Origin of the sequence: Nocardioides sp. HDW12B (assembly GCF_011299595.1) — a bacterium.
Taxonomy (GTDB): domain Bacteria; phylum Actinomycetota; class Actinomycetes; order Propionibacteriales; family Nocardioidaceae; genus Marmoricola_A.
Window position 1 is genome coordinate 887,383 of the sequence record NZ_CP049867.1, and the last position, 25,891, is coordinate 913,273.

The window sequence follows — 25,891 nt, forward strand, 5'->3', positions numbered from 1 at the left end:
ACTGACATGGTTGACAAAGAACAGGGTCGCGACGGAGCCCCTCGTGGCGCGCTCTCCACCAACCAGGACCTCGACCCGGTCCAGCTGCGTGAGGCTTTCGGGGTCTTCCCCAGCGGGGTGGTGGCGGTCGCGGCCGAGGTCGACGGTCGCCGTACGGGCATGGCGGCGAGCTCTTTCACCTCGGTGAGCCTCGACCCGCCGCTCGTGTCGTTCTCCGTCGCCAACACCTCGCGGACCTGGCCCGACCTGCGGCGGGCGCCGCACCTGGGCCTGACCGTCCTGGCCGACCACCACGACGAGGTGTGCCGGCGCCTGGCGGGTCCGGTCGAGCACCGCTTCGACGACGTCCCGACGACCTCCGCGGACAACGGTGCCGTGACCCTCGACGAGGGGCTGGCCCGCTTCGACTGCACGATCTACCGCGAGGTCGAGGCCGGCGACCACACCATCGTGCTGCTGCTCCTGCACGGCGTCGAGCGCACCGACACCTCGCAGCCGCTGGTCTTCCACCGCAGCGGCTTCGGCCGTCTCAGCGAGAGCGCGTAGTCTCGACACGCAGTCGACAGCCATCCGGCCCACCGATATGCGCTAAAGTCTATCGACTAAGGCGACAATGAGGAGGGCGGCATGACGGTGATCGACCTTCATCAGCACCTGTGGCCCGCGCCGCTGGTGGAGGCGCTGCGCGACCGCACGCACGCGCCGTACCTCCGGGGCTGGACGCTCACCACCGCCGGCGAGCCCGCGACCGAGCTGCGGCCCGCCGACCACGACGTCGCGCGCCGCATCGCGCTCGACGAGGCCGACGGCATCGAGCTGGCCTGTGTCAGCCTCTCCGCGCCGCTGGGCATCGAGGACCTGCCGCCCGACGAGGCCCAGCCGCTGCTCGACGCCTGGCACGCCGGTGCGGTGCTCCTGCCGGGCCACTTCGCGCCCTGGGCCTCGGTCGGGAGCCTCGAGCCCGACCTCGACGGGGTGCGCACGATGCTCGAGGGCCCGTTCGTCGGGCTCCAGCTGCCCGCCACCTCCCTGGCCGACCCGGACGGCTGGCTGGCGGCCGGCGAGGTGCTCCGGATCGCCGAGGAGACCGACCGGGCCGTGCTGGTCCACCCCGGCCCCAGCCCGGCGAGCTCCGGCACCCGGCCCGACTGGTGGGCGCCCGTCGTCGACTACACCGCCCAGCTCCAGGCGGCCTGGTGGGCCTGGCACGCGCTGGACGGCCGCGCCCACTTCCCCCGCCTGCGGATCGTCTTCGTCGCCGGCGCCGGCCTCGCGCCGCTGCAGCACGAGCGGCTCGCCGCCCGCGGCGGACGCACCACCACGGTCGACCCCGACGTGTACGTCGACACCTCGTCCTACGGCCCGCAGGCCCTCGACGGCCTGATCCGGGCCCTGGGCCTCGACGGCCTGGTGCTCGGCAGCGACCGTCCCTACGCCGAGCCCCTGGCTCACCTGCTCGACGACGCAGCCACCCGGCTGGTCCGCGTCGACAACCCGCGACGCGCGCTCGGCGCCCGTCTCGGCGTACCCACCCTGGAAGGAGTGGCATGACCACCGTCATCGACGTACCCGCCCGCGCAGCGACCGGGCTCACCGGCTGCCTGGATCTCGACGCGTTGCCCGGTCGTGACCTCGACCAGGACGAGCTGCGGGCCCTGGCCTCCACCATCGCGCGCGACCCCGCCCGGTGGCGACACCACCTGGCCTTCGACGACGACAACCGCGTCTACGTCTCGCTGCACCGCGACTCCCACGTGGACATCTGGCTGCTCTGCTGGACCCCGGAGAACGACACCGGCTTCCACGACCACGACGTCTCCTCGGGCGCCGTCGCGGTCGTCGACGGCACGCTGGTCGAGCACAACCTCGCGGTCGGCACGGAGACGATCGAGACCTTCGTCGACGGCGGGCACGTGTTCAGCTTCGGCCCCGACCACATCCACCGACTGACCTGCGCGGTGTCCGGATCGGTCTCGGTGCACGCCTACAGCCCGCCGCTGTGGCGGATGGGGCAGTACGCCGTGACCGCCGACGGTCGCCTGCACCGCCACTCGGTGTCGTACGCCGACGAGCTGCGGCCGATCGAGACGTGACAGGTGTCATGACGAACTCCTGACACGCGGCTCATCCGCTCCGGGCGCCGGGGCGTGAGGCTGGGGGACATGGTGACGGACATGTCGATCAGGAGGAGCGCAGCGGCCATCGAGCTGCGCGGGCTGCGGCGCACGTTCGCGACCCGCGACGGCGAGGTCACGGCCGTCGACGGGGTGGACCTGACCGTCCGGCCCGGCGAGGTGGTCGCCCTGCTCGGCCCGAACGGCGCCGGCAAGACCACCACGCTCGACGTGGTGCTCGGCCTCACGCAGCCCACGAGCGGCAGCGTGACCGTGCTGGGCGGCGGCGCCCGCGAGGCGGTCCGAGCCGGACGCGTGTCGGCGGTGCTCCAGACCGGAGGGCTGCTCGGCGACCTGACGGTGCGCGAGACCGTGCGCTTCATCGCCTCAACCTTCACCGCGACCGGCCGCGACACGGCCTCGGTCGACGAGGTGCTCGAGCGGGCCGGCGTCACGCGGCTCGCCGACCGACTGGTCGCCAAGTGCAGCGGTGGCGAGCAGCAGCGGCTGCGCTTCGCCCTGGCACTGCTGCCGGACCCCGACCTGCTGGTCCTCGACGAGCCGACCGCCGGGATGGACGTCAACGCCCGCCGCGAGTTCTGGTCCGTGATGCACGCCGAGGCGGCCCGCGGGCGCACCGTCGTCTTCGCCACCCACTACCTGGAGGAGGCCGACTCCTTCGCCCAGCGGATCGTGGTGATGACCGACGGCCGGGTCATCGCGGACGGCAGCGTCGAGGAGGTCCGCGCGCGGGCCACGGGACGCACCGTCACCTGCGACCTCCTGGACGTCATCGCCCTGGAACGGCTCCGCGCCCACCCCGCGGTCGCCGCGGTCGCGGTGGACGGCGACCGGGTGAGCGTGCGCTCCTCCGACTCCGACGCCGTGGCGCGCCTGCTGCTCACCGAGCTGGGCGGCCACCAGGTCGAGATCACCAGCGGGTCGCTCGAGGACGCCTTCGTGCACCTCACCCACGGCGACCGGCCCGTCCGCCGTACCACCGAGGAGGCCTCGTGAACCCCACCATCCTCGCCCTCGAGCTGCGCCGCTTCGTGCGCGACCGCGCGAGCCTGTTCTTCATCGCGCTGCTGCCGGGCTTCTTCTACCTGATCTTCGGGGCCGCGCAGGAGTACGCCGACGGCACCGTCGGCAACGGCAACGTCGCGATGTTCATCATGATCGCGATGGCGGCCTACGGCGCCGTGTCCGCGACCGTCGGGATCGGCGGCCGGGCCGCCACCGAGCGGCTCCAGGGGTGGGGCCGGCAGCTCGGGCTCACCCCGCTGAGCGACGCGTCGTACGTCGCGACGAAGACGGCGCTGGCGGTCGTGGTCGCCGCCGTGCCGCTGGCCGTGGTCTACGGGCTGGGTGCGCTGACCGGGGCGCGGGCGTCGTTCGGCGCCTGGGTCATCAGCTTCACGGTGCTGCTGGTCGGGGCGGTCGTCTTCGCGCTCTACGGGCTGTGCTTCGGCCTGCGGTTCCGCTCGGAGGCGGCGCTCAGCGCGGCCGGCGGGTCGATCGTCATCCTCGGCTTCCTGGGCAACATCTTCTTCCCGCTGTCGGGCACTTTGCTCGCCATCGCGAAGTTCACCCCGCTGTACGGCTACGTCGCCCTGGCTCGCTACCCGGTCACCGAGGGGGCGGTGCTCGACGGCAGCACGGGGGACCTGGTCCAGGAGGCGCTGTGGGTCCCGGTGGCTAACGTTCTCGCATGGACCCTGATCCTGGCGCTGGTGGCGACCTGGCTGGTGCGCCGCGGGCGGAGCCGGGGGTGACGCAGAGCCCGCCCCCCGCGCCGCCCGACGCAGCGGCGCCGGGCGAGCGGGACGACCCCTGGGCGCGCTTCGGCTGGGTGATGTGGGCGCCGTGGATGGTGTTCCTGGCGTTCCCCCTCATCGCGGCCTTCGAGGCCGACGTCCCGCCGGTCGGGCGCTGGTGGGTGGTGGCGCTGACCGTCGGGTTCGGGGGTGTCTACGCGGTCTCGACCCACCGGCTCTCGAGCGGCCGGAGCCGACCGGTGGGCGGCGTGCCCGAGTCCTACGTCGTGCTCGCCGTTCTTGTCCTCCTGACAGTTTCGACGGCGCCGGTGCTCGGCGCGGGTGCGCTCTCCTTCCTGCCCTTCATCCAGTCGTTCGCGATGTTCGGCCTGCCCCTGCCGTGGAACTGGTGGTTCACCGGCACGGTGCTGGTGGCGTCCCTCGTCGGCCTCGCGCTCACCCAGGACGCGGCGGAGTGGGTGTCCTTCGGCTTCATCCTCGTCGCGGTCACGCTCGGCACCGGGGCGGGCCGCTTCCTGGAGCAGCAGAGCGAGCAGTACGTCGAGGTGCGCGACGGGCTCGCGGTCAGCGCCGAGCGCGAGCGCCTGGCGCGCGACGTCCACGACGTGCTGGGCCACAGCCTGACCGTGGTGTCGGTGAAGGCCGACCTCGCTGCCCGCCTGCTCGAGGTCGACCCGGAGCGTGCTCGCTCCGAGCTGGAGGACATCCAGCGTCTGAGCCGCCAGGCCCTCGGCGAGATCCGGGCGACGGTCGGGGGACTGCGCGCCGCGCGGCTGGCCGACGAGCTGGTGGCGGCGCGGACCGCGCTGCTCGGTGCCGGGGTGGAGCCGGTGGTGCCCGACGACGAGCTGGTCGTCGACCCGCGCTACCGCACCGTCGTGGCCTGGGTGCTGCGGGAGGCCGTGACGAACGTGGTGCGCCACAGCGGCGCGCGGCGCTGCGAGGTGGTGCTGGCCCCGGAGGCGCTGGTGGTGCGCGACGACGGGCGCGGGCTCGACGGATCCCGCGAGGGCAACGGCCTGCGGGGGCTGCGGGAGCGGGTCGAGGACACCGGTGGCCTGCTCCGCCTGAGCAGCGGCGGGTCCGGCGCCGGGACCTGCCTGGAGGTGACCTGGTGAGCGAGCCGATCCGCGTCCTGCTGGCCGACGACCAGGTGCTGGTCCGCGACGCCCTGGCGACGCTGCTCGACCTTGAGCCGGACCTGTCCGTCGTGGTGCGGGTGACCCGCGGTGACGAGGTGGAGGCCGCCGTCGCGCAGCACGCCCCCGACGTGTGCCTGCTCGACATCGAGATGCCGGGTCTCGACGGGATCGCGGCGTGCCGGGCGGTGACCGCACGCTTCAGCGACGTACGCGTGCTCATGGTGACGACCTTCGGACGTCCCGGCTACCTGACGCGTGCCCTCGACGCCGGCGCCACCGGCTTCGTCGTCAAGGACATCCCGGGGGACCAGCTGGCCGACGCCGTACGCCGCGTCGCCGCCGGTCACCGCGTGGTCGACCCCGCCCTGGCCACCGAGACGCTGCTGGGCGGGCGCAGCCCGCTCACCGAGCGCGAGGCCGAGCTGCTGCGGCTGGCGGTCGAGGGCACGCCGGTGGCCCAGATGGCCTCGCGGCTGTTCCTGTCGCCGGGCACGGTCCGCAACCACCTGTCCGCCGCGATCCGCAAGACCGGGACGACCACGCGGGTCGAGGCGGCGCGAGCGGCGCAGGACCGCGGCTGGCTCTGACGGGGTCCGGTTCCGGGCAGGGTTCTCCCCAGGCGGCGCGTTCCTCTTGATCCGTCGGGCCTGGCGTATACAATCGAATACATGTTCGATCACGAAGCCTTGGACGACCTGGACCGGGTCGCGGCTTCGGACGCCCTGGCCGAGGTCCGGCGGCGGGTCCTGGCGGTGGAGGCCGAGCAGCTCTACCTCGCGGCCCACTGGGCCGACCTGCACGCCCCCGAGTTCGTCAGCGACTGCCTCGACCTGCTTCCGGGGTCCCCGGCGCCCGGGGCCGAGGGCACCAAGCAGCTCGGTGGCGACGGCTGCCCGGAGATGAGCGAGTTCGCTGGCGTGGAGCTCGCCGCGCTGCTGGGTCGCACGACCGGGTCGGGCGAGGAGCTGCTCGTCGACGCGGTGACGCTGCGGCACCGTCACCCGGGCCTGTGGCGAGGCATCCGCGAGGGCCGGGTGCGGGTGTGGCTGGCGATCCGCGCCGGCCGGCTGTGCACCTCGGCGCAGCTGACCCAGGAGCAGGCGCACTGGGTGGACGACCGGACGACGCCCTACGTGGAGACGCTGCCGCCCGGTCGCTACCTGGCGCTGGTCAGGGCGACGATCATCGCCGCCGACCCGGCCGCCGCCGAGGAGCGGGCCAGGGCCGCCGAGCTGGCCCGCTTCGTACGGGCCGGACAGACCGACGAGCACGGACTGCGCACCCTCGTCGCCCGGGCCCGCGCCGGCGACGTGACCGTGCTCGTCGCCGTCATCGACCGGATCGCGGCGATCCTGTCCGACCGCGGTGACACCGACCCCGTCGAGGTACGTCGTGCCACGGCGCTGCGCGTCCTGGCCAACCCCGCCGAGGCCCTCCACCTGCTCACCTCGGCCGCGCTGGATCACCTCGACCCGGCCGCCGAGACCGGCGACGCCACGGAGCCCGCCGACGAGACTGTGTCGGAGACAGGCAGCGTCGACCTGGTGGCGGAGCGGCGGGCCGCGGCGGCGGGGGAGCGTTCGGACGGTCGCTTCGTCGGGCACCCCGAGGAGTGGATCGGCTGGATGCGCGACTCCTCCGGCGACTTCCTCCCGCACGCCTGCACGCGCCGCGACCTCCAGGACACCGACCTCCGGGCTCCACGGGGCTGCGGCACCAGCCGATGGCCGGACGACCTTCCCCTCGAGCTGGACCTGCATCCGGCTCCGGGGCTCGCACCATCGCGACCACCAGACCCGCCGGATCCAGCAGCCGCAGCCGAGCGACAAGACCCGCCGGTCCCGCCAGGTCGGGACGGGGAGAGTGACCCAGCATCAGGGCTCGGTGGTGTCGACCTGCTGCGTGCCGTGGTGGTGAACGCCGAGCGCGCGGCGTCACGCCTGACACCGACCTGCGTCCTGCACGTCCACGCCAGCACGGAGTCCGTGACCACCGGCGCCGGAGTGGTCCGGGTCGAGGAGATCGGGCCCATGGTGGGGGAGCAGGCCCGGTCCTGGCTGACCGGTGAGCACGGCGGCACGAGTCCCGGGGTCGGGCGGATGCGGATCAGGGTGCAGCCGGTGCTGGACCCCGACCGCGTCGCACCGGTCGACCGCTACGAGGTGCCGGCCACGATGCGCCAGGCCGTGGAGGAGCTCCAGCCCTACAGCCCGTTCCCCTACGCCACCACGGCGTCGCGGCGGTGCGACCAGGACCACGTCGTCCCCTACCGGCCCCAGGGGCCCGCGGGGCAGACCCGCGTCGAGAGCCTCCAGCCGCTCGGGCGCCGCCACCACCGGGTCAAGACCTTCGGGTCCTGGCAGGTGGTCGGGGCCGAGCGCGGCGCGTACTGGTGGCGCACACCCACCGGGCACTGGTTCCACGTCGGCCCCGCCGGCACCCGCCCGATCGGCCGCGACCGCGATTTCGACAGCGCCCTCGGCGTCGCGTGACATCCGGCCGTCACCTGAGCGTCATGCTCGTGGTGCCCACGCGTGGCAGGGTCGTGTCATGACCTCACGCGAGGAGCTCCAGGACGCCACCGCGCAGCACCGTCGGCTCACGGCGGACCTCTTCGACGACCTCAGCGACGACGAGCTGGACACCGCGACGCTGTGCCCCGCCTGGACGGCCCACGCGATGGCGGCGCACCTGGTGATGCCGCTCGACGTGCCGCCGCTGCGGTTCGCGCTCGAGATCGCGCGCCACAAGGGATCGATGGACCGGGCCTCGGAGGCCGTGGTGGCGCGCTTGGCCGACCGTCCGATCGGGGAGCTGACGGCGGTGCTGCGGGAGAAGGCCGACGTCCACCCGCCGATCCCGGTCGTCGGCACCACCGGTCAGCTCGCGGACACCGCGATCCACCTCCGCGACGTCGCCCGGCCGCTGGGGCGCGACGACGACGTGCCGCTCACGAGCTGGCGGCTCGTCCTGGCGTTCCTGGTCACCCGGGCGGCTCAGATCGGCCACGCCCCGCGCGGGGTCACCCCCGGCCTGCGCTTCCGCGCCACCGACCAGGCCTGGTCGTGGGGCGAGGGTGCGGAGGTCGTCGGCCCCAGCGAGGCGGTCGCGCTCGGCATCGCCGGCCGCCCCGCGGCGCTCGTCGACCTCGACGGCCCCGGGCTGCACACCCTGCAGCGCCGTCTGGCGGGCCGCGGGGAATAAGGGGTCGGCCATGATCCGTTGGGACAGGTAGCATGGCCGCGTTGCCGTGCTCGCGCGAGCGGCGCGGATTGACAACTCAAGAGGGGCTGATCGGTTTCGACTTGGGACGTTTCGTTCCAGGGGAAGCGGGTCGAGGATCCAGGGTTATCTCGTTAACGATCTCTGGAAACCAATAACTGCCAACGCTAAGCGCAGTTCGTTCGCTCTCGCCGCCTGACGGCAGAGTGACGGGTCAGACTGAGGGCGCCTCCGCCTCAGAACCTGGCCTCATCTAGGAGGCTTGCTGGATCACGTGCGTCGAAGGCGTGCTCCGGGACTCAACTTCGACTGAGCCTGTCGGTGACGTGTCTGTACGAGCACCGGGGCTGAGAAAACGGTTGTACAGACTGCACCCGGAGAAGACCTGGCACTGCGCCGAAGGACGCGGGTTCGATTCCCGCCAGCTCCACGACAGCCCTCTGGCAGCGACGCCGCTCCGACCCTCGGGTCGGGGCGGCGTCGCTGTGTCATCCCACCGTCCCTGGCACCGTCCTGGCACAGTGAGAGCCATGCGCTCCACGACGACGTACGCCGTCCGGCTCGCGCTGGCTGCGTGCACCGCGGCGGGGCTGACCGGCTGCGGGGCCGGCGCCGAGGGTGGCTCGGAGGCGACCTCGCCCTCCGGCGACCGGCTCGACGCGGACCGCATGGGCGACGTGGCGCGGGACCCGTCGGCGAGCGCCGACGAGATCGTCGACGCCGGCCGCGCCGTCGACGCCGCCGCCTCCGGCGACACCGTGCTCGTCACCTACACCGTCGACCAGGGCACGAGCGAGGGCCGGTCGGCGGGCGCGTGGCGGCTCTACGACGCCGAGGGCGACGCGATCGCGACCGAGCGTGCCGGGGTGACCGAGGAGGGTGCGTCGACCCCCGACGTCACCGGGCTGCCGGACGGCTACCTGCTCCGCGAGAACCCGGGCGGGTCGCTGTGGCACGTGGCCGCCGACGGTGCGAGCGAGAAGGTCGCACGAGCAGACGGTCCGCAGCGGGCGCGCGCCGGCGACGTGCCGCTCGACGACGGCACCGCCCGGCTCTACCGGCCCGCCGACCGCACCGTCCTCGAGGCCGCCCCGGTGGCCGACCGGGACCGTCAGGGCTGGACCGTGACCGACGACGGGGTCCTCTGGCAGCAGCTCCTCGGACGCAACGACCGGGTCCCGTTCGAGCGCAGCACCCCCGACGGCCGCTGGGAGCCGGCGGCGACGTACCGCTCGCGACCGGACCGGATCGTCACCAACCTCGCCCTCACCGCCGTCGGCGAACGGATCGCCCTCCCGCTCACCGCCGAGGGTGACGACCCCACGACCGCCTCGCTCGTCGGCCTCCTGGTCCGCGACGCCGACGCCGCCCCGGGCAGCCCCTGGCAGGTCCTCGCCGCCCGCGACGTGCCCGGAGAGGGCTGGTGGGACGCGCGGCTGGCCGCGGTCGACGACACCACCGCCGCCGTCAGCACCTACGGGGACGCGCCCTACCTCGTCGACGTCACCGGCGGCGACGGGGGCTGGACCCGGATGCCGCTCCCGACCGACGAGGAGGGCTGGGTGGTCGAGTTCGACGGCGGGCGCGCCCACGCCACCCACAGCGACCACGCCGACGCCTGGGTCAGCGACGACCGCGGCGTCACCTGGGACCGCCTGCCCCACTGAGGCACGAGGACGGGGCCGAAGTCCCTGTCCGGCCGCCACGCAGCGGCGCACGCTGGGAGGAGCCCACCCCCGGGGGGAGCCCGCCATGAGGAACCACGTCGCCACCGCCTCGCGCGTCACCGCCGTCACCGCCCTCCTGACCGCCCTCGTGACCGCCGTCGCCGGCCTCCACGCGGGGCTCGCGACCGCCGCCGCCGCCGAGGTGCGGGTCTCGCTCACGACCTCGACCGCGACGTTCTACCCGCCCGTCGACGGCTACCGCGACCTCGCCCGCTTCACGGTCCGCACCGACCGGGCGTCGACGCTCTCGCTGCAGGTCCGCGAGGACCCCACCTCGCCCGTCGTGCGCACGGTGGCGATCGGCGCACGGCCGGCGGGCTTCCACGCCGCCAGCTGGGACGCCCGCGACGACCTCGGTGACCTCGTCGACCCGGGCGGGTACGTCGTGCGCGCCGTCGCGACCCGCCCCGGACGACCGACGCAGCGCACGGCGTACACCTCCGTGCGGATGTCGTGGCGGCAGCTGGCGCCCCGCGCGAGCCGACACGTCGTGCCCGCCACCGCCTACCGCTCGGTCCGGGGCGAGTGCGGGGTCCTGCGGCACCTGGCCACGCCTGCCGGCGCCGTGCGGTTCGACATGGTCGAGCCGGAGGACTGCCCGATCGGCACCTCCGGGCGGCTGGAGGCGATGTACCGCTTCCGCGACTACCCGGCCGGCTTCGGCTCCCCGACGACCGTCATCCGGCCCCACGTCACCGTGGAGGCACGCGGCAACGACCCGGTCGGCTACGGCGCGCTCGGCCTCGAGACCTGGCTCGACCAGGGCGACGAGAGCGGCTGGGAGTGGTACTTCGACCCCTCCTCGGGCGACGACGGGATCGTCCGGATCGACACCGGCCTGCGCCACCACCAGGACACGGAGCGGGCGGTGCGCTTCTCCTTCTCCGGCTCGACCGGCGACGACTACGTGCTGGAGGACCTCGTCATCGACCTGGACTGGCAGGTGCTGGTGCCCGCGCCGGCTCCCTGATCGTCAGGACGGCAGCCCGCCGAACCCGAGGACCACGGCGTGCTCCGCGTCCCCGGTGGGTCCGTCGACGCGCGAGCACCCGCCGCCGACCGCGCACGTCAGCACCGCGGCGGTGTCGGAGGGCGCGCCCTCCTCGAGGTCGCGGGCGACCACGACGAACGTCGTGTCGTCGAGCCACCCCCCGACGCTCGCGTACGCCGAGCCCGTCACGACCCGCTCGGGGACACCACCGGCTGCGTCCACCGACGACACGACCCCCTCGTCCTCGAAGACCACCCGCGCGCCGTCGGGGGAGGCCCGGCCGGGGAGCCGGTCGAGCACGGAGTCGTCGACCTCGGCGCGTCCGCCCCCCACGGTGACGCCGACGGGGGTGCCGCCCGCGGAGTCGTCGGCGACGACCGGGCGGTCCTGCCAGTCCACGACGAGGTCGCCGTCGAGGTCGACCCGAGCGATTTCGGTGGACACGCCGCCGCGGGTGAAGACGTGCCTGTCGTCGTCGAAGCCCAGCACCGCCGGTGCGACCTCGGCGTAGGCGTCCTCGACGTCGTCGGTGCGCGAGCCGTTGCCGGTGGTGTCGCGCAGGACCGTCTCGCCGGACGCGGTGTCGACGACGACGACCTCGGCCACATGGTCCCCGCGCACCGTCCAGGGGCCGTGCTCGTAGTCGACGTAGCCGAGGTAGCGCCCGTCGGCGGTCGCCTTCAGGTCGCCGACACCGCCCAGGTCGGCGACCTCCTCGTCGCCCTCGGGCGACCAGCGCCACATCGTGGCGTAGGACAGGTAGTAGATGCCGCCCTCGGTCGACACCAGCGAGTCGGCCTCTCGCTCGAGCGTGTGACGCTCGCCGTCCACGACGAGCTCGCGCCCCACGGCGTACACCAGCGCGCTCGGCGGTGCGGCCCGCTGACCGACGGGCACCTCGCCGTGGCCGAGCAGCGCCTTCCCCTGCACGACCGCCACGACGAGCAGCACGACGAGCAGGAACGACACGAGGGGACGTCGGCGCATGATCACCTAGTCTCGCGCCATGGCGGACGTCCCTCACCTGAGCCGCGCCGAGGCGCGCCGGATCGCCGTCCGCGCGCAGCTGCTGACCCTGCCCCGCCCCACCGACCTCCTCGCCACGGTGCGCCACCTGACGCTCGTGCAGCTCGAGCCGACCCGGCCGGTCGCCCCGAGCGCCGACCTCGTGCTCTGGAGCCGCCTCGGTGCGGCGTACGACGTGCGTGACCTGCGCGACGCGCTCGACGAGCAGCGGCTGGTCGAGCTCGACGGGGTGGCCCGCCCCGCGGAGGACATCGCGCTGTTCCGGGCCGAGATGGACGCCTGGCCCGGTCCGGAGCCCCGCAAGCCGTGGCAGGACGGCCTGCTGGCCTGGGTGGAGGCCAACAACGCCTGTCGCCTCGACCTGCTCGAGCGCCTCCGCGGCGACGGACCGCTGCCGGCCTCGCAGCTGCCCGACACCTGCGTGGTCCCGTGGCGCTCCAGCGGCTGGAACAACAGCCGCAACGTGCTCATGCTGCTGGGCCAGCTCGCCGGTCGCGGCGAGGTCGCCGTCGCGGGGCAGGAGGGCCGCGAGAAGCTCTGGGACCTCGCCGAGCGGATCTACCCCGACGTGCCCACGGTCCCGCTCGAGGAGGCGACCCGCGCCCGCGACGTACGCCGCCTGGCCGCCCTCGGCATCGCACGCGCCGGCCGGCGGGTGGTGCCGATGGAGCCGGTCGACGTGGGGGAGGCCGGCGTGACGGTGACCGTCGAGGGGGTGAAGGGTCGCTGGCAGGTCGACCCCGACGAGCTCGCGCGCCTCGACGCGCCCTTCGAGGGTCGGGCGGCGCTGCTGTCGCCGTTCGACCGGCTGCTGGCCGACCGCAAGCGGACGACCGAGCTGTTCGCGTTCGACTACGTGCTGGAGATGTACAAGTCGGAGGCCCAGCGGCGCTGGGGCTACTACGCCCTGCCGGTCCTCCACGGCGACCGGCTGGTCGGCAAGCTCGACGCCCGCGCCGACCGTGACGCCGGCGTGCTCCGCGTCGCCGCGCTGCACGAGGACGAGCCCTTCGACGCTGACACCCGCGACGCCGTGCACGAGGAGGTCGCTGCCCTCGCCGACTGGCTCGGTCTGGCGCTCGACCTGCCCGGCTGAGTCGCGGCCGGGCGGGGATACTGACGCCATGGGGCACGGTCACGCGCACACCACGGGCCACGCGGCTGGGAGGCACAGGTCGCGGCTCGCTGTCGCCTTCGCGCTCGTCGCGACGTTCTTCGTCGTCGAGCTGGTCGTCGGCCTGACCTCCGGCTCGCTCGCGCTGCTCTCGGACGCCGGCCACATGGCCGCCGACGTGGTCGCGCTCGGCGCGGCCCTCGTGGCCACCACGGTGGCCACCCGTCCCGACACCAGCGGCCGCCGCACCTACGGCTCCTACCGAGCCGAGGTGTTCGCCTCCGGGTTGGCCGTGCTGCTCATGCTCGGCGTCGCGGTGTACGTCGTGCTCGAGGCGGTCGCGCGGGCGGGTGACGAGCCGGAGGTGTCCTCGACGCCGATGCTGGTGGTCGGCGCCCTCGGGCTGGCCGTCAACGTCGCCGCGATCGGGCTGCTGCGGGCCGGCTCGCGCGACTCGCTCAACGTGCGCGGCGCCTACCTCGAGGTGGTCGCCGACGCCGCCGGCAGCGTCGGGGTGATCGCCGCCGGCGTGCTCGTCGGGCTCACCGGAGACGCGGTGTGGGACACCGCGGTCGCCGTCGCGATCGGCGTCTTCGTCGCGGTCCGCGCCGTGCCGCTGGGACGTCAGGTCCTCGCCGTGCTCGGTCAGCACGCCCCCGCGGGTCTCGACCTCGACGCGGTGGTGGCCGACCTGGAGGCCGTCCGCGGGGTCGAGGACGTCCACGACCTGCACGCGTGGACGCTGACCTCCGGGATGCTCGTCGCCACGGCCCACCTGGTGGTCGCCGACACCGTCCCTCCCCAGCAGGCGCTGGACGCGGCGCGCCGGGTGCTGCGCGAGCAGCACGGCATCGAGCACGCCACCGTCCAGGTGGAGACCCACGCCTCGGCGGAGTGCCACGAGATCGACTGGTGAGACCGGGGCGGCCTCAGGAGAGGCCAGCCCGCCAGCTCCGGCGGCGCAGCCGTGTCGTCGCGCCGGTCGCGACGGCCACGCCGACGACCGCGACCACCAGCCCGACCACCTCCCGCGGCGTCAGCGTCTCGCCGAGCACCAGCCACGCCATCACCGCGGTGACGGGTGGCATGAGGAAGAAGACGCTGCCGGCCGCGCCCGCCCCGCCGGCGCGCACGAGCGTCCCGAGCAGCAGCAGGCCCACGATCGAGTTGACGACCGCGAGGTAGCCCAGCGCGACCACCGCGCCGCCGGGGTGGCGGACCACGTCGGTGCCCTCGAGCAGCAGCGCCGCGAGGTAGAGAGGAGGAGCGGCGGCGGCGAACTGCACCGCCGCCGACCACAGCGGGTCGGGGGCGTGCCCGATCCAGCGCTGCCCGAGCGTGCCGAGGCTCAGCGCGAGCGTGCTCACCACGCCCAGCACCACCCCGAGCAGCCCGCCCGCGCCCTGCACGTCGGGGCCGAGCACCAGCAGCACCCCGGCCACCCCCACGACGAAGCCGACCAGCTGGACCCGCCGGAGCCGCTCGCGCAGCAGGACGGCGGCCAGCACCGCCGTCAGCACCGGGCTCAGCGAGTGCATGAGGGCGCCGAGGGTGGCGCCCAGGCCGGCGTCGAAGGCGGCGTACATCGCGCCGAACTGCAGGCCGTTCATCACCACCCCGACCGCGCCGATGCGGGCCGCGACGCCGAGCGGCATCCGCGGCCGGCCGCGCAGCGCCCACGCCAGCGCGGCCGCCAGCACCGCCGCGATCGCGAACCGGGCGGCCACCAGGGTCACCGGGGCCATCTGGTCCACGCCGTACGGCCCGGCGATGTAGCCCGAGGACCACACGAGCACGAACGCGCCGAGCGGCACCAGGGGCAGCGTCTCCGGCGGGCGGTCAGCCACGCGCCATCGGCAGGTGGGGGATGCCGTCCTCGAGGAACTCGTCGCCGGTGACGAGGAAGCCGAAGCGGGCGTACCACGCCCGCAGGTGGGCCTGGGCGTGGATCTCGGTGCGCCGGTCCCCGACCACCTCCAGCGCGGCCGTCACCAGGACGGCCGCCAGGCCGCGTCCTCGGTGGGCCGGATCGGTGACCACACGCCCGATGGCGGCGTGGTCGCCGTCGTCGAGGATCCGCAGGTACGCCGCCGGGCGGGTGGGCTCCGCCTCGATCCACAGGTGCACCGTGCCGGGCTCGAGGTCACGGCCGTCGAGGTCGGCGTAGACGCAGTCCTGCTCGACGATGAACACCCGCTCGCGCAGCACGAGGATGCGGTACGCCGTGACCGGGTCGAGCTCGGCGTACGACGCCCGACGGACCTGGGGGACGTCCGGGGGGACGTCGGGGGACGGCGGTGGGCTCACCCACCTATCGTGGCCGACCCGGACGGCGCCCAAACCGGGCTACGGGGCCGCACGACGCTTCTCCGCTCGCTTCTCGACCTGGTCGATGCGGCTGCTCGCCGTGGTCAGGCCGATGGCCGAGGTCTCGAGCGGGTCGGTGAGCCGACCGCTCGAGCCGTCGTAGCGCCGGTAGCCCGAGAAGATCACGTTGCGCGGGCCGTCCGGCATCCGTCGCCCGACGACGTGCAGCGCGCCGACGCCACCCAGCGGCGACGGTGCCGGCTGCAGCAGCCACGACTCGCCCGGGTCCTCGCCGCGAGCCGGACGCCACACGACGCGGGCGTCGCCCGGGGCCCAGCAGCGCCATCCCTCCCGGCAGGACTCCGGCTCCGCCCAGCGCGGCATCGTGGGCACGGCCGCCACGTCGAGGACGCCGGGCCCGATCGGCCCGTCGGCGCGCTCCAGCCGGACGCGGCCGCCGACGGCGCCCTCACCGAGGTCGGCGGCGACGGGGGAGGGGCCGAGGTAGCGCCAAGCCTTCGTGCCCTTCGCGATCATGAAGGTGCCGGCGAGACCGGCGCTGGTCTGCGGGACCCGGTCGAGCGAGCCCGGCTCGGGCTCGCCGCCCTCCCAGTCGTCGAGGTCGTCGCCGGCGGCGACGACCTCCTCCGAGACCAGCGGCCGCAGCCGCTCGTCGGCGACGACCGCTACCAGGTCGTCGACCGTGAGCGGGAGCTCGACCTCGCGGGGGTCGCCGTCGAGCGGTGGCCCCGCGCTGCGGGCCCGCACCGTCGCGCCGTCCCGCTCGGTCCACACCGACCAGCCGCCGGGGTCTTCTACGGTCGCCTCGCTCCAGCCGAGACGGACACCGCCGCCGAGGTCGGCGCACTCGGGCGAGACCGTCGCGCGGCAGGACGGCATCCGGCCGTCAGGGGTGATGCTGACCTGGACGAGGTCTGCGTCGCCGTCGCCGTCGGCGTACCAGAGGTCCGCGGCGACGTAGCCCGCCGGGTCGGTCTCGTCGACGTACGTCGCCCTGCGGGCGCCGGTGTCATCGGGCAGGTGGTCGAGCGCGACCGCCGCGACGGCGCGCGCGGTGATCGGGGTCGAGCCCCGCGGGTCGACCGCGTCGACCGTGTCGCCGCCGTCGCCGCCGCCGCTGCACCCGGCCAGGGCCAGGGCGGCGACGGCGACGAGAGCGGCGCGGGACCTCACACGCCGATCTTGCTCCACGGACCCCAGATCGCGAAGGTCATCCCGGCGCTGGCCTGGATGTTGACGAACAGGGTCTTCCCGTCGGCGCTGAACGTCGACCCGGCGAACTCGTCGCCGAAGCGGGGCGTGCCGTCGGGACGGGTCAGGCGGTTGAGCGCGATGTCCCAGATCCGGCCCTGGCGGGTCAGCCCGCGCAGGTAGTTGTCGCCGCTGCTGTCCTCGCAGACCACCAGCGTGCCGCTGCGCGACGTGGTGACGTTGTCGGGGAAGTCGAGCACCTCCGGGCCGGGGGACTGGAAGACGCAGGTCAACGTCTCGCTGCGCACGTCGTAGGCCCAGACCTGGCCGTAGCCCTTGCCGTAGCCGCGCACCGGGTCGTCGGCCTTGGTGCCCGACTCCTGCGCGCCGCCGGCCTGGGTGGAGGTGAAGTAGACGACGCCGTCCTCATAGATCTGCCCCTCCAGGCGCGAGAAGTACGCCGCGCCCTTCGCCCGGCCCTGGTCGCCGACGAAGACGATCGCCTCGTCGTTCGCGGTCGGCGCGGTCTCGCCCGGGGTGTAGTCGTAGAGGACGTCCGGCTCGTCGATGCGGACCCACTCGACCTTGTAGCGACGCCCCGGCTTCTGCTGACCCTCGAGGTGGGCGTTCGGCTGGTTCGTGACCGCCAGCATCTCGAGGACGCCCTCGTTGTCCAGGGAGCCGGTCTTCATCGGGTTCTGCTTCGGCGTGTAGCGGTAGTAGCCGGAGGCGAAGCCGAAGTTGTCCTCGGTCAGGTAGAGACGCCCCTCGCGCGGGTCGAAGGCGACCGCCTCGTGGGCGAAGCGTCCCGCCTGCGTGATCGGCTGCCGGTTCGACTGGCCACCGGCCGGCACCTCGAAGACGTAGCCGTGCGGCTTCTCCAGGGTGGTGTTCGGGGCACCGGTGAAGTCCGGGCCGACGTCGGGACCGTTGACGGTCTCCTCGCAGGTGACCCAGCTGCCCCAGGGCATCTGTCCGCCGGAGCAGTTCATCATCGTGCCGTTGAGGCTGGTGAAGGCGCTGAGCACCTCTCCGGTCGCGGTGGTGCGGATGGTCGTGGTGCCACCGCCGGCCGCGGCGTCGTACGGCGTGCCGGGGCCGAAGGCGCCCACGGGGTTGTTGACCTCGTGGTTGCGCACCAGCGTCGTGGTGCCGCCGGAGCCGGGGAAAGCGCCCATGCCGTCGTGGCGACCGGGCAGCTTGGTGCCGTCGTCGAGCACGACCGGGGTGGTGGTGTCGTGGAAGGAGCGGTAGGAGAAGCCCTTGGGCAGGTGCAGGCGGACGACGCCGTCGCGCTCGTCGGCGACCGGTCCCAGCTCGACAGCGCGCGGCCTGCCCCCTCCCTTGCGGCCCGAGGGGCGGGCCTCGGCGGCAGCGAAGCCGGCGAAGGGTCCGGCCAGGGCGGCAGCGGCGGCACCGGCTCGGAGCGCTGTACGGCGGTCGACGTCAGGGGTCTCGGAATCCATCGCGCCACCCTAGGCGGCGACACGCGCATCAGAAAATACTTGGTATGCACCTACTCGGTATGCATACTCAGTACATGTCCATCAAACACGGGTTGCTCGCCCTGCTCGAGCGGGAGCCGATGTACGGCTACCAGCTGCGTCACGAGTTCGACACCACCACCGGGTCCACCTGGCCGCTCAACGTCGGCCAGGTCTACACGACCCTGGCGCGCCTCGAGCGCGACGGACTGGTCGAGCCGCAGGAGGAGGACGCCGAGGGTCGCGTCCGCTACGCCATCACCGACACCGGGCGCGACGAGCTCGACGCGTGGTTCGCCCACCCCGTCGTGACCTCGGACCGCCCGCGCGACGAGCTGGCCATCAAGCTGGCGCTCGCGGTGACGGTGCCCGGCATCGACGTCGGCGAGGTCATCCAGCGCCAGCGCGCGGCCAGCATCACCGCCATGCAGGACCTCACCCGCCTCAAGACGGGCGGGACGGGCGAGATCTCGTGGACGCTCGTGCTGGAGTCGATGCGCTTCAGCCTGGAGGCCGAGATCCGCTGGCTCGACCACTGCGAGACCACGCTGGCGCGGGCGGCGCACCAGCGCGACGCCACGGCAGGCGCCACCACGGACACCGACCCCTCGCCGACCCGCTCGATCCGCACGCCAGGAGACCGCCGATGAACGCCGACCTGACCTCCACCCCCGCGCCGGGCCAACCGGCGCTCGAGATCGTCGACGTCAGCCGCATCCACGGTCGCGGCGACGCCGCCGTCCACGCCCTGCGCGGGCTGCACCTGAGCGTGCAGCCTGGCGAGATGGTCGCCGTCATGGGCCCCTCCGGCTCCGGCAAGTCGACCCTGCTCAACCTCGCCGGTGGCCTCGACCAGGCCACCGCCGGACGCGTGCGGGTGCAGGGCCACGAGCTGGGCTCGCTGTCGAAGGGCGAGCTGGCGCAGGTGCGCCGCCGGATGGTCGGCTACGTCTTCCAGGACTACAACCTGATCCCCAGCCTGACCGCGGGCGAGAACGTCGCGCTGCCGCTGGAGCTGGACCGGGTCAAGGCCCGGCGCGCGGCCGAGCTGGCCGCCGCCGCGCTCGAGGAGGTCGGGCTGGGCGGCCTGGACGGCCGGTTCCCCGACGACCTCTCGGGCGGTCAGCAGCAGCGCGTCGCGATCGCGCGCGCCGTCGTTGGGGAGCGCAGCCTGATCCTGGCCGACGAGCCGACCGGCGCCCTGGACTCCGACACCGGCGAGCAGGTGCTCGCCCTGCTGCGCGCGCGCTGCGACGCCGGGGCGGCGGCGCTGCTGGTGACCCACGAGGCCCGCCACGCCGGCTGGGCCGACCGGGTGGTGTTCCTGCGCGACGGCGCGGTCGTCGACGAGGCGGGGTCCACCGTCACTCCCGACGCGTTCCTGTCCGGCAGCGGGTGGGGCCGGTGAGCCGCATGATCGGCCACTGGCGTCCGGTGCTCCGGATGGCCCGCCGTGACCTCCGCCGCCACCCGGTCCGCGCCCTGCTGACCTGCCTGCTGGTGGCCCTGCCGATGGTGGCGGCCACGGTCGCCGCGCTGGCCTCGGCCAACTCCGAGTACACCCGCGACGTCGAGGCCACCGAGCAGATGCGGCAGGCCGACGGCGTGGCCGTGGTGTCCTCCTGGTCCCGGCTCGACCGGCGCGAGGCGCTGTGGCTGAACACCTCCAGCACCGGTGGTCCCGCGCAGCGGCGCGACGCCGGCTCCGTGGAGGTCGGCCCCCTGCTGCCCCTCGGCTCCACGGCCACGGCCGTGCCGCAGCAGCGTGACGTCCCCCTGCCCACCGGGGGGATGGGCCTCGTCGAGTTCGCCGACCTCGACGACCCGCTGTTCGCCGGGGGTGCCGAGCTGACCGGGGGCCGGGCCCCCTCCGCGCCCGACGAGGTGGCCGTCACCGAGGCCGCCGCCGACGAGCTCGGGCTGCTGACGAGCGACGGCGACCCGGCCGACGAGGCCCTCCTCGCGGTCGCCGACGGACCTCCGCTGGAGGTGGTCGGGGTCGTCTCCGGCGCGGACTCCTACGGTCCGGCTCTGGGCCTCGTGGCGCCGCTCGACAGCCGCCTGGCGCCCAGCGACCCGCAGCGTCCGCGCTACCTGGTCGAGCTGCCCTCGCTGCCGCGCAGCGAGCTCAAGGAGCTGCAGGGCTCGCTGGCCGCCGCGGGGATCGCGTTCAGCCCGCGTGACTACGTGCTGCACCCCGCCGCGTGGGAGGGGCGCGGGGGCTTCGACGTCACCGAGGCTCCGGACCTGACGCACCTCGTCGTCGGTGCGCTGGTGATGCTCGTCGGGATGCTCGAGGTCGTGCTGCTGGTTGGCGCCGCCTTCGCCATCGCCGCCCGCCGCCAGGTCCGCGACCTCGGGCTGCTGGCCGCCAACGGCGGCGCCCGGTCCGACCTGCGCCGGGCCCTGCTGGCCCAGGGGCTCGTGCTCGGGGGCGTGTCCTCGGTGGTCGGCGTCGGGCTCGGCGTCGTCGCCTTCCTGGAGGGCGTGCCGCTCTGGGAGCGGCTGCTGGACCGGACGATGTACCGCACCGAGGTCGACGTACCCACGCTCGCGGTGGTCGCGCTGCTCGGCGTCGTGACCGCCGTCGTGGCGGCGCTGCTGCCGGCGTGGAGCACAGCGCGGCTCAGCCCGGTGGCGGCGCTGTCGGGGCGCTTCCCGGTCAAGCCGGGCGAGGCCCGGGCCCACCGGGGTGCGTTCGTCCTGCTCGGCGGTGGGCTGGTGCTGACCCTGGCCGGCGGCTGGTTCACCGCCCGGGCGTTCGCGCCGCGGGCCGAGGAGAACCCGCTGCCGCCGTTCGTGGCGGGACTGGGGCTGGTCCTCATGGTCGTCGGAGCGATCTGGGCGACGCCGTACGTCGTGCGCGTGGTCGCCGGTGCGGGGAAGGGGCTGCCCCTCGCGGGTCGCTACGCCTTCCGCGACGCCGGGCGGCACCGCTTCCGCTCCGCTGCGGCCGTGATGGCGCTGACCATCACCGTCGCCGGTGCCGTGCTCAGCGGCTTCGCGTTCTCCTCGGCGGCCGCGATCCAGGAGCAGCAGGGTGGCTACCAGCCCCCGAACTCGCTGGTGCTCTACGGCGACGACACCGCGGCCGCCACCGCGACCGTCGAGGAGGTCTACGGGCCGGTCGAGCCGGTCCGGACCCGCGGCATCCAGCTGCCCCGCGCCGACACCCCGAAGGCGCGAGGCGTTGCGGCCGACCGGTCCCTGGTGGTGCCCGGCGCCCCCCAGGGTGTGCGGATCACCGACCCCGGCTCGCTGGCCGTCCTCGTCGCAGCGGCGGACCGCGAGGCGGCCGTCACCGCGCTGGAGGACGGCGGACTGGTCGTCCTGGCGGGGACGGGCGTGCCCGACAGGGACGTCGCCGAGCTGAAGGCACGCGGGCGCACGACGGCGCAGCTCGCGGTGGACCGCCTTCCCCAGACCACGGTCTCCTCCGGGCTGGCGGTCGACTCCGACGCCGACCTCCTCGGCAACGCCTTCGTCAGCGAGGCCACGGCCGAGCGCGTGGCCGGCCAGGCGCTCTCCGGGCGAGGCGACTTCGCCCAGACGCTCCTGGTCGGCGGGGAGCCGTTCACCCAGGACGTGCTCGACCGGTTGGAGGTCTACGGGATCTTCGGCCAGAGCGACGACCCGCAGCAGCTGCGGGCCGAGCAGGCGCAGTACCTCGGGCTGGTGGTCGCCGGCCTGCTCAGTGCCCTCGTCGTCGGCATCGCGGTGGCGATGGCGTCGGCCGAGAGCCGCGACGACGTCGCCACGCTGGCCGCGGTCGGGGCCGGGCCGTGGCGACGGCGCTCGCTGGGCGCGATGCACGGGCTGTTCCTCGGCATCGTCGGCTGCGTGCTCGGGCTCGCGGTCGGCGTACCGTCCGGGCTGGCGTTCACCCAGGTCGACGGGCTGCCCGGCGTCGACGTCCCGTGGCTGTCGTCGCTCGGCACGGTCGCCAGCGTGCTCGTCCTCGGCCTGGTGGCCGGGTGGCTGGTGACCCCGTCGCGGCTGCGTCTGACGCGTCGGACGGCGTGAGGCTCCGTCAGCCTGGGCGGTCCGGGGGGACCACCTAGGCTGAGGGGATGACCAGCGGGTGCCTCTTCTGCGCGATCGTCGCGGGGGAGGCACCCGCTCACGTCGTGCTGGACGAGCCCGAGCTGGTCGGCTTCCTCGACGTCCGCCCGGTCTTCAAGGGTCACGTGCTGCTGGTGCCGCGCGCGCACGTCGTGACGCTGCCCGACCTGCCGGCGGCGCTGCGCGACCCGTTCCTGGAGGCGGGTCAGCGGCTGGCCTCGGTCATGACGACGGACCTGGAGGCGCAGGGGTCGTTCGTCGCGATGAACAACACCGTCTCCCAGAGCGTGCCGCACCTGCACCTGCACGTCGTACCGCGGACGAAGGGGGACGGGCTGCGGGGCTTCTTCTGGCCGCGCACGACGTACGCCGACGAGGCCGAGGCGGCGTCGTACGCCGAACGGATCAGGAGCGGCTTGCGGGCGCCGGGGAGCTGACCGCGTCCAGCGGCGAACGTCTCCGGAACGCGTTGCCCGTGCCCTTGGCCGCGATCCAGACGCCGGCCGTGCCGAGCAGCGCGCCGCCGAGGGCGTCCACGGCGAAGTGCCAGCCCAGGTAGACGGTGGCGACGACGGTCAGCACGAGGAAGACCCAGAGGAAGACGCGCAGCGCCCGGTGCAGCCGCAGCAGCTCGGCCATCAGGCACATCGTCACGCAGATGCCGACGTGGAGGGACGCGAAGGCGGCGATGGTCTGCACGGCCTGGGTCGTGAACGGGTTGACCAGCACGTCGTGCCGCTCGGCCATCATCATGTCCTGCAGCCCGGTCACGTCGGTGCGGGGCAGGTCGGCGAACATCTCCGGGCGCGAGTAGATCGGACCGAGCGTGGGGACCGCGAAGTAGGTCGCGGCGCCCAGCACCCAGTCGACCGCGATGGCGGTGACGTACCAGGCGCCGGCGCGCGTGTTGCGCGACCACACCAGCGCGAGTGCGAGCGAGGCCGGCACGAACGCGATCCACGCGATGTAGACGAAGGAGAGGAAGTGGGCCGCGGCGCCGGTGCCGAGCCAGGCGTGCAGCACCTCGGCCGGCTCGTGGCCGAGGAAGAGGATGCGGTCGACGTCCTCGAGGAAGCCGTCCCACAGGTGGGTGTTGACGAAGGGCACGAAGGACTTGAGGTTCCGGAACGACGCGTAGGTGAGGTACCACGCGCCGAGGCCGACGAGCGCGAACTTCACGTGCGCCAGGTGCCACCGCTCGCGGACCACGGCGGTGAAGTGCGGCCACGCCCGCACCGGGTTGCGAGCCCGCCAGAGCGCGCGGGGGACGACGTCGGCCAGGAAGGCGAGCAGGAGGATGCCCGGCAGCCTCAGCCAGGTGGGTCCGGCGACGCTGTCGGGATCGCGGACCGGGAGGTCGTAGATCCAGGCCATGACCAGCGTCAGGGCACCCATGGCCAACGCCACGTAGGCGGCGAAGCGGAAACCCTCCCTCTGCATGGGGCCGAGAATACCGTCGCGGGGCTCCCTGAGCGCGCACCGACGGCGCATGGCAGGGTGCCCTCTGGAGCCCACCGGGGCCGGGTCGTCGCCGATCGTCGTCGTACAAGGAGAAGAGAGCAGCAATGAACCGTTACGCAGGTCGGGTCGTCGTCGTCACCGGAGCGGCCCGAGGCATCGGCGCCGGAACCGCTCAGCGCTTCGCCGACGAGGGTGCCCGCGTGGCCGTGCTGGACCTCGACGAGTCCGCCGCCTCGGCCACCGCGCAGGGTCTCGGTGCCGAGAAGGCCGTCGGCCTGGCCTGCGACGTCTCCGACGCCGCCGCCGTCGAGCGCGCCGTCTTCGCCGTCGTCGAGGAGCTCGGCTCCATCGACGTGCTGGTCAACAACGCCGGCATCACCCGCGACAACCTGCTGTTCAAGATGTCCGAGGACGACTGGGACCTCGTGATGAACGTGCACCTCAAGGGCGCCTTCCTCATGAGCCGCGAGGCGCAGAAGCACATGGTGCCGGCGAAGTACGGCAAGATCCTCAACCTCTCCAGCGTCTCCGCACTCGGCAACCGCGGCCAGGCAAACTACTCCGCGGCCAAGATGGGCGTCCAGGGCTTCACCCGGTCGCTGGCCCTCGAGCTCGGCCCCTTCGGCATCAACGTCAACGCGATCGCCCCCGGGTTCATCGTGACCGAGATGACGGACGCCACCGCCGTACGCCTGAAGATGGAGCCGGAGGAGCTGCGCCGCCTGAACGCGGAGGCCAACCCGGTCCGCCGTGTCGGTGCGCCCGAGGACATCGCGGCCGCTGCCGCGTTCCTCTGCAGTGACGAGGCGTCGTACATCACCGGTCAGACGCTGTACGTCGACGGCGGCGCGAAGGTCTGACGCGAGGCGCCGCGCGCCTTCCTCGGTCCTCCACGGAACCGAGGGAGGCGCTGCGGCGTCCGACCGGTGAGTGAGGGGGTGCCGGTGCGGGTCGTCTGGTCGCTGGTCGCGCTGCTCGCCCTCGGAGTCGGGGGGGCAGCGAGGGTGCCGGGTGCACGGACGTCGGAGGGATCGAGGGCATCGCGGTCGAGGTCTCACGTGGGCTCTTCGTGACGACCGGAAGTCTCGCCGTCGAGGTGTGCGATGCGGGCGACTGCGCGTCGGCGACGACGCGGCTGGGACGCGTCCCCGGTGGTCCCGTCGCTCGCGAGGCCGTCGTCACCTTCGACGAGCTGGGGCGGGACTTCGAGACCGGTGAGGTCACCGTGACCGTCCGGCTGTCCGACGCGCGCGACGCGACCGTCGCCATGGCCGAACGGCCCGTCGAGCTGACACCGTTCTTTCCGAACGGCGCGTCCTGCGACGGAGACGGCTACGTCAGTGGCCAGCTCCGGATGACGACGGCCGACCGTCGCTGAGCCCCTCTGTGGAGGAGGACGCGCCTCGTGCGCGGTGATCTGCACCGCGACGGGAGGCGAGGAGCGCCGCTGCAGCCAGGAGGACAGCCGCGCCCACCTCGGCGGCCCCGAGAGCGGCGACGCGCTCCCACGAAGCGGCTCGGCAGGGGCCGTGCGCGGGCGAGAGGACGGGGCCGGCGTCCGTCGTCACCCAGGCCGAGCCCTGCAGGGCTCCCCACGCGCTCCCGCACTGGACCTCTCCAGGTCGGGCGCTGTCGATGGTGGCACTGACGGCCTGGACGGGCAGCGTGAGCCAGATGCAGCAGAGGAGCAGCGAGGCGAGGCAGGCGAGAGCCCCAGGACGCGCCCTCGGTCGATCGCCCGAGCGCCGCGTCACGACCGCCGTCGCTGCGCCCACCAGGAACGCGCCGGCAGTCACCCACGCGAGCGCGAGAGCCAGGCTCATCCGTCGAGACTAGGGGAGTGCCACGGTCGCGGCGGGAGCGTCGAGCGACTCGTGCTCATTCTCCGAGGAAGGTGCCGTCCGGCGCGACGACGAACGTCGTGGTGAGAGGGGCGAAGGCCCGCCAGCCGCGTCCGTCGTCGATGGCGACGAACATCCGCAGGGTCCTGGCTTTCTTGTCGTCCCAGAGCGCCTCGATCTCGACCTGGTACCAGATGCCACTGGCGCCTGTGACGTCCTCGCAGTCCGGCCGGAGCAGCCAGGTGTCGCGGAGCTCCTCGTAGGACTGGTCGCGCAGCTGCATGACGCGTCGGTCCAGTACGGCTCGCGCCTCCACCTCGTCCACGGTCGCATCATGGCACGGCATCCGGCGGTCGCGCGCCGGGTTTTGTCCACAGCACAAATTCGTTGCCATCAGGCTGTGGATTGTG

General features: G+C 73.8%; 26 protein-coding genes and 1 other RNA gene. 20 read left to right on the forward strand and 7 right to left on the reverse strand.

What is annotated here, in order from left to right; translation table 11 throughout:
* Window positions 1-6: 6 nt before the first annotated feature.
* The 12 genes from G7072_RS04165 to G7072_RS04220 all read left to right on the forward strand — a co-directional run bounded on the left by G7072_RS04165 (window position 7) and on the right by G7072_RS04220 (window position 10,953).
* Window positions 7-546: a flavin reductase family protein gene (locus tag G7072_RS04165; RefSeq protein ID WP_166084378.1), complete on the forward strand. Its 540-nt coding sequence runs from the start codon at window positions 7-9 to the stop codon at window positions 544-546.
* 81 nt (window positions 547-627) lie between these two features.
* Window positions 628-1,551: an amidohydrolase family protein gene (locus G7072_RS04170; RefSeq protein WP_240917146.1), complete on the forward strand. Its 924-nt coding sequence runs from the start codon at window positions 628-630 to the stop codon at window positions 1,549-1,551.
* Entirely contained in the window at window positions 1,548-2,093 is a 546-nt protein-coding gene (locus tag G7072_RS04175) for a cysteine dioxygenase family protein (protein ID WP_166084379.1), read from the forward strand. The genes G7072_RS04170 and G7072_RS04175 overlap by 4 nt, the downstream gene beginning before the upstream one ends.
* A gap of 81 nt (window positions 2,094-2,174) precedes the next feature.
* Window positions 2,175-3,131, forward strand: coding sequence for an ABC transporter ATP-binding protein (locus G7072_RS04180; protein ID WP_206063277.1), 957 nt, complete (start codon window positions 2,175-2,177; stop codon window positions 3,129-3,131).
* Entirely contained in the window at window positions 3,128-3,889 is a 762-nt protein-coding gene (locus G7072_RS04185; RefSeq protein ID WP_166084381.1) for an ABC transporter permease, read from the forward strand. Before G7072_RS04180 ends, G7072_RS04185 begins: the two co-directional genes overlap by 4 nt.
* Window positions 3,886-5,010 (forward strand): sensor histidine kinase, encoded by a 1,125-nt coding sequence (locus G7072_RS04190; protein WP_240917147.1) that lies wholly within the window; start codon window positions 3,886-3,888, stop codon window positions 5,008-5,010. Before G7072_RS04185 ends, G7072_RS04190 begins: the two co-directional genes overlap by 4 nt.
* Entirely contained in the window at window positions 5,004-5,621 is a 618-nt protein-coding gene (locus G7072_RS04195; RefSeq protein WP_206063379.1) for a response regulator transcription factor, read from the forward strand. Before G7072_RS04190 ends, G7072_RS04195 begins: the two co-directional genes overlap by 7 nt.
* Before the next feature lie 81 nt (window positions 5,622-5,702).
* Complete coding sequence (locus tag G7072_RS04200; protein ID WP_166084384.1) at window positions 5,703-7,526, forward strand: hypothetical protein; 1,824 nt, start codon at window positions 5,703-5,705, stop codon at window positions 7,524-7,526.
* Window positions 7,527-7,584: 58 nt separating this feature from the next.
* Entirely contained in the window at window positions 7,585-8,238 is a 654-nt protein-coding gene (locus tag G7072_RS04205) for a maleylpyruvate isomerase family mycothiol-dependent enzyme (protein ID WP_166084385.1), read from the forward strand.
* An 82-nt stretch (window positions 8,239-8,320) separates the two neighbouring features.
* Window positions 8,321-8,689: a transfer-messenger RNA gene (gene ssrA, locus G7072_RS04210) on the forward strand.
* A 97-nt stretch (window positions 8,690-8,786) separates the two neighbouring features.
* Entirely contained in the window at window positions 8,787-9,923 is a 1,137-nt protein-coding gene (locus G7072_RS04215) for a hypothetical protein (RefSeq protein ID WP_166084386.1), read from the forward strand.
* An 85-nt stretch (window positions 9,924-10,008) separates the two neighbouring features.
* Window positions 10,009-10,953: a FlgD immunoglobulin-like domain containing protein gene (locus tag G7072_RS04220; protein ID WP_166084387.1), complete on the forward strand. Its 945-nt coding sequence runs from the start codon at window positions 10,009-10,011 to the stop codon at window positions 10,951-10,953.
* Window positions 10,954-10,956: 3 nt separating this feature from the next.
* Here the strand turns inward: G7072_RS04220 and G7072_RS04225 are convergent, their stop codons facing one another.
* Window positions 10,957-11,961, reverse strand: a complete 1,005-nt coding sequence (locus G7072_RS04225; RefSeq protein WP_166084388.1) for a hypothetical protein — start codon at window positions 11,959-11,961, stop codon at window positions 10,957-10,959.
* Between the two features lie 19 nt (window positions 11,962-11,980).
* Between G7072_RS04225 and G7072_RS04230 the strand changes: the two genes are divergently transcribed.
* Both G7072_RS04230 and G7072_RS04235 read left to right on the forward strand, forming a co-directional pair.
* Window positions 11,981-13,096: a crosslink repair DNA glycosylase YcaQ family protein gene (locus G7072_RS04230; protein WP_166084389.1), complete on the forward strand. Its 1,116-nt coding sequence runs from the start codon at window positions 11,981-11,983 to the stop codon at window positions 13,094-13,096.
* 28 nt (window positions 13,097-13,124) lie between these two features.
* Complete coding sequence (locus G7072_RS04235) at window positions 13,125-14,030, forward strand: cation diffusion facilitator family transporter (RefSeq protein ID WP_166084390.1); 906 nt, start codon at window positions 13,125-13,127, stop codon at window positions 14,028-14,030.
* 13 nt (window positions 14,031-14,043) lie between these two features.
* Here G7072_RS04235 and G7072_RS04240 read toward each other — a convergent pair whose 3' ends face one another.
* Genes G7072_RS04240 through G7072_RS04255 form a run of 4 tightly spaced genes read right to left on the reverse strand, consistent with a single transcriptional unit; the run spans window position 14,044 to window position 18,099 of the window.
* Window positions 14,044-14,961, reverse strand: coding sequence for a DMT family transporter (locus tag G7072_RS04240; protein ID WP_166084391.1), 918 nt, complete (start codon window positions 14,959-14,961; stop codon window positions 14,044-14,046).
* The gene (locus G7072_RS04245; RefSeq protein ID WP_166084392.1) at window positions 14,954-15,421 is read right to left on the reverse strand and encodes a GNAT family N-acetyltransferase; all 468 of its coding nucleotides are present in this window, start codon (window positions 15,419-15,421) and stop codon (window positions 14,954-14,956) included. The genes G7072_RS04240 and G7072_RS04245 overlap by 8 nt, the downstream gene beginning before the upstream one ends.
* Before the next feature lie 39 nt (window positions 15,422-15,460).
* Entirely contained in the window at window positions 15,461-16,615 is a 1,155-nt protein-coding gene (locus tag G7072_RS04250) for a hypothetical protein (RefSeq protein ID WP_166084394.1), read from the reverse strand.
* The gene (locus G7072_RS04255) at window positions 16,612-18,099 is read right to left on the reverse strand and encodes an alkaline phosphatase PhoX (RefSeq protein WP_166084395.1); all 1,488 of its coding nucleotides are present in this window, start codon (window positions 18,097-18,099) and stop codon (window positions 16,612-16,614) included. The genes G7072_RS04250 and G7072_RS04255 overlap by 4 nt, the downstream gene beginning before the upstream one ends.
* Window positions 18,100-18,173: 74 nt before the next feature.
* Here G7072_RS04255 and G7072_RS04260 point away from each other — a divergent pair, with 74 nt between their 5' ends.
* From G7072_RS04260 to G7072_RS04275, 4 genes are read left to right on the forward strand one after another with little or no spacing between them, the layout of a single operon-like run.
* Window positions 18,174-18,767 (forward strand): PadR family transcriptional regulator, encoded by a 594-nt coding sequence (locus G7072_RS04260; RefSeq protein ID WP_166084396.1) that lies wholly within the window; start codon window positions 18,174-18,176, stop codon window positions 18,765-18,767.
* Window positions 18,764-19,525 (forward strand): ABC transporter ATP-binding protein, encoded by a 762-nt coding sequence (locus G7072_RS04265; RefSeq protein ID WP_166084397.1) that lies wholly within the window; start codon window positions 18,764-18,766, stop codon window positions 19,523-19,525. Before G7072_RS04260 ends, G7072_RS04265 begins: the two co-directional genes overlap by 4 nt.
* A gap of 5 nt (window positions 19,526-19,530) precedes the next feature.
* Window positions 19,531-22,140, forward strand: coding sequence for an FtsX-like permease family protein (locus tag G7072_RS04270; protein WP_346766225.1), 2,610 nt, complete (start codon window positions 19,531-19,533; stop codon window positions 22,138-22,140).
* Between the two features lie 47 nt (window positions 22,141-22,187).
* Window positions 22,188-22,616, forward strand: coding sequence for an HIT family protein (locus G7072_RS04275; RefSeq protein ID WP_166084399.1), 429 nt, complete (start codon window positions 22,188-22,190; stop codon window positions 22,614-22,616).
* Here G7072_RS04275 and G7072_RS04280 read toward each other — a convergent pair.
* The gene (locus G7072_RS04280) at window positions 22,585-23,619 is read right to left on the reverse strand and encodes a phosphatase PAP2 family protein (protein WP_166084400.1); all 1,035 of its coding nucleotides are present in this window, start codon (window positions 23,617-23,619) and stop codon (window positions 22,585-22,587) included. The two genes, G7072_RS04275 and G7072_RS04280, sit on opposite strands and share 32 nt — an antisense overlap.
* 125 nt (window positions 23,620-23,744) lie before the next feature.
* Here G7072_RS04280 and fabG point away from each other — a divergent pair, with 125 nt between their 5' ends.
* Together fabG and G7072_RS04290 are read left to right on the forward strand one after the other, a co-directional pair.
* A complete protein-coding gene (gene fabG, locus G7072_RS04285; RefSeq protein ID WP_166084401.1) occupies window positions 23,745-24,500 on the forward strand; it encodes a 3-oxoacyl-ACP reductase FabG in 756 nt (251 codons plus the stop codon).
* Between the two features lie 209 nt (window positions 24,501-24,709).
* Entirely contained in the window at window positions 24,710-25,018 is a 309-nt protein-coding gene (locus G7072_RS04290; RefSeq protein WP_166084402.1) for a hypothetical protein, read from the forward strand.
* Window positions 25,019-25,518: 500 nt separating this feature from the next.
* Here G7072_RS04290 and G7072_RS04295 read toward each other — a convergent pair whose 3' ends face one another.
* Window positions 25,519-25,806, reverse strand: coding sequence for a hypothetical protein (locus G7072_RS04295; RefSeq protein ID WP_166084403.1), 288 nt, complete (start codon window positions 25,804-25,806; stop codon window positions 25,519-25,521).
* Between the last annotated feature and the right edge of the window lie 85 nt (window positions 25,807-25,891).